Origin of the sequence: Micromonospora parastrephiae, from assembly GCF_016802865.1 — a bacterium.
In the GTDB taxonomy this organism is placed as follows: Bacteria; Actinomycetota; Actinomycetes; order Mycobacteriales; family Micromonosporaceae; genus Micromonospora; species Micromonospora parastrephiae.
Genome location: NZ_JAEVHM010000233.1, coordinates 1 through 7,241 on the forward strand (window position 1 = coordinate 1; position 7,241 = coordinate 7,241).

The window sequence follows — 7,241 nt, forward strand, 5'->3', positions numbered from 1 at the left end:
AGCGCGCCGCCGTCCCCATCCGGGGTGGGCGGGGCCTAGCGTGCGACGACCGCCTACCCACTGTCCGCGTAGGCGGACGATGGTTGCGTCGCGGTGGGGCGTGCCGGGGTAATCTTCGCCGGCAAGATCGCGCAACATCCTGGTTCTAGTGGCATCCGGCGCGCCCGACACCACTACATCCCCAGGATCAAGCACGATCTTGGTGTCCGGCGGCGCGGGCGCTGCGGCGGCGCGTGGACTGTCCGGCGGCGCGCGGAGTGTCCGGCGGCGCGCGGGCGCTCCGGAACGCGGGCGCGCCGGCGGGTGGGGGTCAGGTGGCGATGTCGGCGGTGGGGAGGGATGGGCCGTCGCCGGCCAGGCGGAAGGAGTCGGTGCCGACCGGTTCCACCAGCCCGTCCTGGACGAGGCCCGCCAGAGCCCGGGCGCGCTGCACGTCGTCGGTCCAGACCTGGTCCAGCCGCTGGTGCGGCACCGGCCCGCTGGTTTCCCGGAGCACCCCGAGCAGCAGTCCGCGTACCTGCCGGTCGGTGCCCGCGTACCGCTGGGGGCGGCGGGTCGGCCCGGTCGGCGGCTCCTGACCGGAGGCCCGCCACGCGCAGACCGACTCGACCGGGCAGGCTGTGCAGCGCGGTGACCGGGCCGTGCAGATCACCGCGCCCAGCTCCATGAACGCGGCGCTGGCCAGCGCCGCCGCGGCAGGCTCCACCGGTAGCAACTCCTCCGTGGCGACCAGGTCGGCAGGTCGGGTGACCGGCCCGGCGTCCGGGTCACCGGCCACCGCCCGGCAGACCACCCGACGCACGTTGGTGTCGACCACCGGGTGCCGCTGGCCGTACGCGAACGCGGCCACCGCCCGTGCCGTGTACGTGCCGACGCCCGGCAGCGCCAGCAGGTGCTCCAGCCGGTCCGGTACCTGGCCGCCGTGCCGGTCGACGATCGCGACCGCGCACTCGCGGAGCCGGACCGCCCGGCGGGGGTAGCCGAGGCGTCCCCACATCCGGATCGCCTCGGCGGGGGTGTCCGCCGCCAACGCGGCCGGCTCCGGCCAGCGGGCCAGCCATGCCTGCCAGGCCGGCACCACGCGGACCACCGGTGTCTGCTGGAGCATGACCTCGCTGACGAGGATGGCCCAGGGGGTTACGCCTGGCTCGCGCCACGGCAGGGCACGGGCGTGCTGTTGGAACCACCGGCTGACCAGGGTGGCGAAATCGGGTTGTGTCATGGCGTCGTCGATGATGTCACGGGGTGTGTTCCCGCTGGGTGGGCGGATCGGGCGGGGTGTCACGGCGGCGGCGGGCGGATCGGAGAGAATGCGCGGATGAACGAGCTCGCGATCACCGTCATCGGTCGGGACCGGCCGGGCATCGTGGCCGACGTCGCCGAGGTGCTGGCCGGGTTGGGCGCGAACCTCACCGACAGCACGATGACGCGGTTGCGGGGGCATTTCGCGATGACCCTCGTCTGCACCGGTCCGGCCGCCGCCGAGGTCGAGGCCGCGCTGGCGCCGCTGGCGGCCGAGGGTCAACTGCTGGCGACGGTACGCGAGGTCACCCCGGACGGCGAGGTGCCTCCGGTGGGTGAGCCGTACGTGATGGCGGTGCACGGATCGGACCGGATGGGCATCGTGGCGGCGATGACCCGGGTGCTGGTGGACGCGGGCGGGAACGTGACCGACCTGAGCACCCGGTTGGCCGGCTCGCTCTATGTGGTGCTGGCCGAGGTCGAGTTGCCGGCGGGTGTGGCCGAGACGCTGGTCGACCGCCTGGACCGGACGGCTGCGGAGTTGGGCGTGGAGGTCACCCTCCGGCCGGCGGACCCGGATCTGCTGTGACCGGCGAGCACAGCGGGCCGTACGCCGGGCTCGGCGACTGGACGCCGGAGGCGTTGGCGGTCGCGGGCGAGATCCGGGCGGTGGTGTCGGCTCCGCATCCGGTGCTGAGCCGGGTCGGCGGTGCGGTCGACCCGACGTCCGGGGAGACGGTCCGGTTGGCGGCCGACCTGGTGGCGACCATGCGGGTCTCGCCGGGTTGTGTCGGGTTGGCGGCGCCGCAGATCGGGGTGGGCGCCCAGGTCTTCGCGGTCGACGTGACCGGGCATCCGAAGGCGGTGACCGTGCACGGCACCTTCGTGTTGTGCAACGCCCGGGTGGTCGAGGCCACCCGGTGGAAGCCGGGCCGGGAGGGGTGCATGTCGGTGCCGGACCTGACCGGGGACGTGAAGCGGGCCAGCCGGCTCGTGGTGGAGGGTGACCTGCCGGGCAGTGGGGCGTCGGTCCGGTTGGTGACCGACGGCTTCGAGGCGCGGGCGTTGCAGCATGAGATCGACCACTGCGCGGGGCTGCTCTTCCTGGACCGGGTGGCGGGTGCGCACGCGGTCTACCAGCGCAAGGTCTACCTCTGAACGGGGACCGGACCCGCCGTACGTCGGTCCTCAGTGGAGGGTCGGGGTGGAGGGTCGGTGGCGTTCCGGCGCGTCGCGCCGGACTGGTGGGCGTCGCGCGGCTACCGTGGGGGGCATCATGCGTCTGACGGTCGGCCCCCTGCCACCCGCCGTGTACTGGCGGCGTCGCGCCGTCGTACTCGGAGCGGGGCTTCTCTTCCTGATTGTCCTGCTCTACTCCTGCACCGGCTCGGGCCGCTCCGGTGGTCAGCCGAGAGCGGGGGGGTCGCCGTCGGCGACGTCAGCCGCGCCGGGCCCCGGCGGGCCGGTGCTGACTCCGCAGACCGGGGCGCCGTCGGCGTCCACGTCCGCGGCCGCTGATCCGGACACCACGAGCCCGAGCCCGGAGATCACCAGCAACAACCCTCCGTTGGGTGCGGCTGCCGGTTCGGTGGACGACGGCACCTGCACCGACGCCGAGATCAGCGTGGTCTCGGTGGCGCGGCCCGTCTCGGTGCAGCGCGGGATGGTCGTCGACCTCCAGCTCAAAATCAAGAACATCTCCGACCGGACGTGCAGCCGCAACGTCGGCGCCGACCTTCAGGAGATCTTCATCAAGTCCGGTGCCGAGAAGGTCTGGTCGTCGGACACCTGCGGCAAGGTCCAGGGCTCCGACGTGCAGTCCTTCACGCCCAACTTCGAGCGCTCCTACGAGGTGAACTGGAACGGTCGGGACACCACCCGCTGCGACGACAACGGCTTGGCGGCCGGGCCGTTCCCGGCGGTGGGGACTTACCAGGTGTTGGCCCGGGTCGGAACCAAGCTCAGCGCGGCCGTGAAGCTCACCATCACCGGCTGAGCCGGATCAGACGTACCGCTCCAGGATGGACGCCTCGGCGAGCCGGGACAGCCCTTCCCGGACGCCGCGGGCGCGGGCGTCGCCGACCCCTTCGACGGCCTGCAGGTCTTCCACGGTCGCGCCCAGCAGACGCTGGAGGCTGCCGAAGTGCAGCACCAGCCGGTCGACCACCGCCACCGGCAGCCGGGGCACCTTGGCCAGCAGTCGGAAGCCGCGAGGGCTGACGGCGGCGTCCAGCGCGTCCGATGCGGCCGGGTAGCCGATTGCCTTGGCCACCGACACCAGGTCGATCAGCTCGGTGGCACCGAGCAGGTCCAGTTCGACAAGCGCCTCGTCCAGGGTGCGGGACTTACGGCCGACCGGGAGGTAGTCCCGGATGACCAACGTCCGGTCGGCGTCCACGCCGGCCATCAGCTCGTCGAGTTGGAGGGCGAGCAGCCGGCCGTCGGTGCCCAGCTCGACCACGTAGCCGGCGATCTCGTCGGCGATCCGGCGGACCATCTCCAGCCGCTGCACCACGGCCACCGCGTCGCGGACGGTGACCAGATCCTCGATCTCCAGCGCGGAGAGCGTCCCGGAGACCTCGTCCAGTCGGAGCTTGTAGCGCTCCAGGGTCGCCAGCGCCTGGTTGGCACGGGACAGGATGGCCGCCGAGTCGTCGAGCACGTGGCGCTGACCGTTGACGTAGAGGCTGATGATCCGCATCGACTGGCTGACCGAGATGACCGGGTAACCGGTCTGCCGTGCCACCCGCTCGGCGGTGCGGTGCCGGGTGCCGGACTCCTCGGTCGGGATCGACGGGTCGGGCATCAGGTGCACGGCCGCCCGGACGATCCGGGTGCCGTCGCTGGAGAGCACGACAGCGCCGTCCATCTTGCACAGCTCGCGCACCCGGGTCGCGGAGAACTCCACGTCCAGTGGGAAGCCGCCGGTGCACAGGCCCTCGACGACCTTGTCGTAGCCGAGCACGATGAGCGCGCCGGTGCGGCCACGCAGGATGCGCTCCAGACCGTCGCGCAGCGCGGTGCCGGGCGCCATCAGGGCGAGGTTGGCCCGCAGTGGATCCCCGGCGCCTCCGGCGGCTCCCGCGGTCACGCTCACGCTGATCGGGCGGGCGGGCGAGCCCACGGCGCCGGTGCGGGCATGGGGCGGCGCGCCGGCTGGCTTGGTGGTATCGCGGTCGATCGGCACGGGCACAGTCTACGGACTGCCGTGCGGTGGGTGCTGTCGTGGTTACTGTGATGTGTCACGATGCCGCCCTTTCCACCGTTTCCCGCTTGCGGCGTGCTGTCCGGTATCGCCCTCCGCGCCGGCACGGTGGGTCACTCGGCGGACGCGCGGGCCGCATGTTGCAGCGCGGAACGGACGTCCGTGACCTCGGTCACCCGCATCTGCTCGGGCCCGGCGCCGGTGCTCGCCGGACCGCAGCCGGGCGGCACCAGGGCCACCTTGAACCCCAGTCGGGCCGCCTCCGCGAGCCGGCGTGGCACCGCGCCGACCCGACGCACCTCGCCGGTTAGCCCCACCTCGCCGATCGCCACCAGGTGCGGCGCGATGGCGAGGTTGAGCCCGCCGGAGGCGACCGCCAGCGCGACCGCCAGGTCGGCTGCCGGCTCCACCACCCGGATGCCACCCACGGTGGCCGCGAAGACCTCCCGGTCGTGCAGTGTCAGCCGCTCGGTACGACGTTGCAGCACCGCGAGCACCATCGCCAGCCGGGCCGAGTCGAGGCCGGAGACGGTGCGTCGCGGTGAACCGGCGACCGTCGCGCCGATCAGCGCCTGCACCTCGGTGACCAGGGCCCGGCGCCCCTCCATCGCAACGGTCACACAGGTGCCCGGCACCGGCTCGGAGTAGCGGGTCAGGAACAGCCCGGACGGGTCGGCGAGGCTGCTGATGCCGCCCTCGTGCATCTCGAAGCAGCCGACCTCGTCGGCCGCGCCGAACCTGTTCTTGACGCCGCGCACCAGGCGCAACGAGGAGTGCTTGTCGCCCTCGAAGTGCAGGACCACGTCGACCAGGTGCTCCAGGACCCGGGGCCCGGCGACCTGACCGTCCTTGGTGACGTGCCCGACCAGAACGGTGGCGATGCCCCGCTCCTTGGCGACCGACACCAGCGCGGCGGTGACCGCCCGGACCTGGGTCACCCCGCCCGGCACCCCCTCGGTGCCGGTGGTCGAGATGGTCTGCACCGAGTCGAGCACCAGCAGGCCCGGCTTGACCGCGTCGAGGTGCCCGAGGACCGAGGCCAGGTCACTCTCGGCCGCGAGGTAGAGCTGGTCGTGCAGGGTGCCCATCCGCTCGGCACGCAACCGCACCTGGCTGACCGACTCCTCGCCGCTGACCACCAGGGACGGGCTGCCGGCGCCGACGGCCCACTGCTGCGCCACGTCCAGCAGGAGGGTCGACTTGCCCACCCCGGGCTCGCCGGCGAGCAGCACCACCGCGCCGGGGACCAGGCCGCCACCGAGCACCCGGTCCAGCTCGCTCACCCCGGTGGGTCGGGCGCGGGCCGGAGCGGCGCTGATGGTGGCGATCGGTCGGGCCGGCTCGGACGGCATCCGGGAACTGACCACGCGGCCGGAGACGGTCGGCCCGGTGACCGTGGACTCGACCACCGAGCCCCACTCGCCGCACTCCGGGCAGCGCCCCACCCACTTGGGCGGCTGGTGCCCGCAGGCGTCGCACTCGTAGGCCGGACGCGGTTCGCGTGCGGCGGAACGAGCGCGGGGGGCACCGGCCGTGCCGCCGCGCGGAGAGGTCGAGCGGGAGGTGGTCACATCAGGACGCTAGCCCTCTCGTACGACGAAAACACCCCGGCGTGGTGGTCACCACGCCGGGGCGTTCGTCGATGTCGGGTGTCGGGTCAGCCGTGGGTCGTGCCGCCCTCGTCGTCCCCGTAGCCGCCCTCGCGCTCGATGATCGGCGACGGAGGCGCCGCCGGGGTGAGCGGCACCGCGATCGGCGCCGGACCGGTGACCGTGTTGCCGTTACCGAAGTCGAAGGTCACGAAGACGTTCTGGCCGGAGCGCAGGGCCTCGGTCAGGCCGATCAGCCGGAGCTGCGTGGTGGCCTCGGAGTTGAGCTGGAGGTAGCTCAGCGGGGCCAGCTCGATGCGGGCCGGCTGACCCGGCGCGGCGGGGCTGGCCGATCCCGACGCCCGCGCCGACTCCGGGGCGGACGGGGTGGCCGAGGACGACCCGGTTTCCGAGGGGGTCGCGGACGGGCTGGCCGAGTCGGACGGGGAGGTCGACGGGCTGCCCGAGTCGGACGGGGAGGTCGACGGGCTGGCCGAGTCGGACGGGGACGGGCTGGCGGAGGCGGACTCCGAGGCGGACGGCGACGCGCTCGCCGAACCACCGCTGATCACGACCTCGCGGGCGTTCTCGGAGGTGACGGTGACCGTCACCGTCTCCTTCGAGTCGTTGTAGATCACGGCGTTGAGCAGGGCGTCCTGACCGGCCCGGTAGCCCTCGGCGCCCGGGTAGTCGACCAGCAGGCCGCGCACCGAGAACGAGCCGTTGTTGGTCGTGAGGCTGACGCCCTGGACCGAAGCCTCCTTCTCGGCGGTCTCGGCGATCTGACCGGCGCCGCAGCCGCTCGCCAGCAGGCTGGCTGCCGCGATCCCGGACAGCAACAGGGCCGCCCGCCGGGAACCCCTGATCGAGCGCGTCACGTCGGTCCTCCTCGTCACAATCCCCACCCGGCCGCACGCCGGGCACGGTGGCCATACCCGCGCAGACCGCGCTCCAGGGTAGTTGGGGCTGATCGAGGCCCGCACACGGACCCGGCAATGCCACCTCACCGGGTGCCGGTCACACGACCCGACCGCTCGCCACCAGCAGGACCACGTCGATGAGGGCGATCAGCATGACCCCCCGGAAGGCGGCCACCGGCCGCCGGCCGGCCCGGAGCGCCGAGCGTCCGACGTACCAGCTCAGCGGCGGCACCACGGCGGCCGCGCCGACCGCCGCCACACCGACCGCCGACGGCGGCCCCGGCG

7 protein-coding genes and 1 pseudogene are annotated in these 7,241 nt (G+C 73.3%); 3 read left to right on the forward strand and 5 right to left on the reverse strand.

The features are described from left to right. Positions 1-310 precede the first annotated feature (310 nt). Positions 311-1,222 (reverse strand): A/G-specific adenine glycosylase, encoded by a 912-nt coding sequence (locus tag JNW91_RS27830; RefSeq protein WP_203178406.1) that lies wholly within the window; start codon positions 1,220-1,222, stop codon positions 311-313. 96 nt (positions 1,223-1,318) lie between these two features. Here JNW91_RS27830 and JNW91_RS27835 point away from each other — a divergent pair, with 96 nt between their 5' ends. From JNW91_RS27835 to JNW91_RS27845, 3 genes are all read left to right on the forward strand, one after another. Continuing rightward, positions 1,319-1,831 (forward strand): glycine cleavage system protein R, encoded by a 513-nt coding sequence (locus JNW91_RS27835; RefSeq protein ID WP_203178408.1) that lies wholly within the window; start codon positions 1,319-1,321, stop codon positions 1,829-1,831. After that, a complete protein-coding gene (locus JNW91_RS27840; protein ID WP_203178410.1) occupies positions 1,828-2,400 on the forward strand; it encodes a peptide deformylase in 573 nt (190 codons plus the stop codon). Before JNW91_RS27835 ends, JNW91_RS27840 begins: the two co-directional genes overlap by 4 nt. Positions 2,401-2,518: 118 nt before the next feature. Next, complete coding sequence (locus JNW91_RS27845) at positions 2,519-3,238, forward strand: hypothetical protein (RefSeq protein ID WP_203178412.1); 720 nt, start codon at positions 2,519-2,521, stop codon at positions 3,236-3,238. A gap of 6 nt (positions 3,239-3,244) precedes the next feature. On the opposite strand, the gene disA is transcribed toward JNW91_RS27845, so the two are convergent. The 4 genes and pseudogenes from disA to JNW91_RS27865 form a co-directional block, all read right to left on the reverse strand. Continuing rightward, positions 3,245-4,429: a DNA integrity scanning diadenylate cyclase DisA gene (gene disA, locus JNW91_RS27850; RefSeq protein ID WP_203178413.1), complete on the reverse strand. Its 1,185-nt coding sequence runs from the start codon at positions 4,427-4,429 to the stop codon at positions 3,245-3,247. A 131-nt stretch (positions 4,430-4,560) separates the two neighbouring features. Next, positions 4,561-6,018 carry a DNA repair protein RadA gene (gene radA / locus JNW91_RS27855; RefSeq protein ID WP_139582973.1) on the reverse strand — a complete coding sequence of 486 codons (1,458 nt, stop codon included), beginning with the start codon at positions 6,016-6,018 and terminating at the stop codon, positions 4,561-4,563. Positions 6,019-6,104: 86 nt separating this feature from the next. Continuing rightward, on the reverse strand, positions 6,105-6,914 hold the full coding sequence (locus tag JNW91_RS27860; RefSeq protein ID WP_203178415.1) for a hypothetical protein: 810 nt from the start codon (positions 6,912-6,914) through the stop codon (positions 6,105-6,107). A 139-nt stretch (positions 6,915-7,053) separates the two neighbouring features. Continuing rightward, positions 7,054-7,241, reverse strand: a pseudogene (locus JNW91_RS27865) (UbiA family prenyltransferase); the annotation flags it as partial.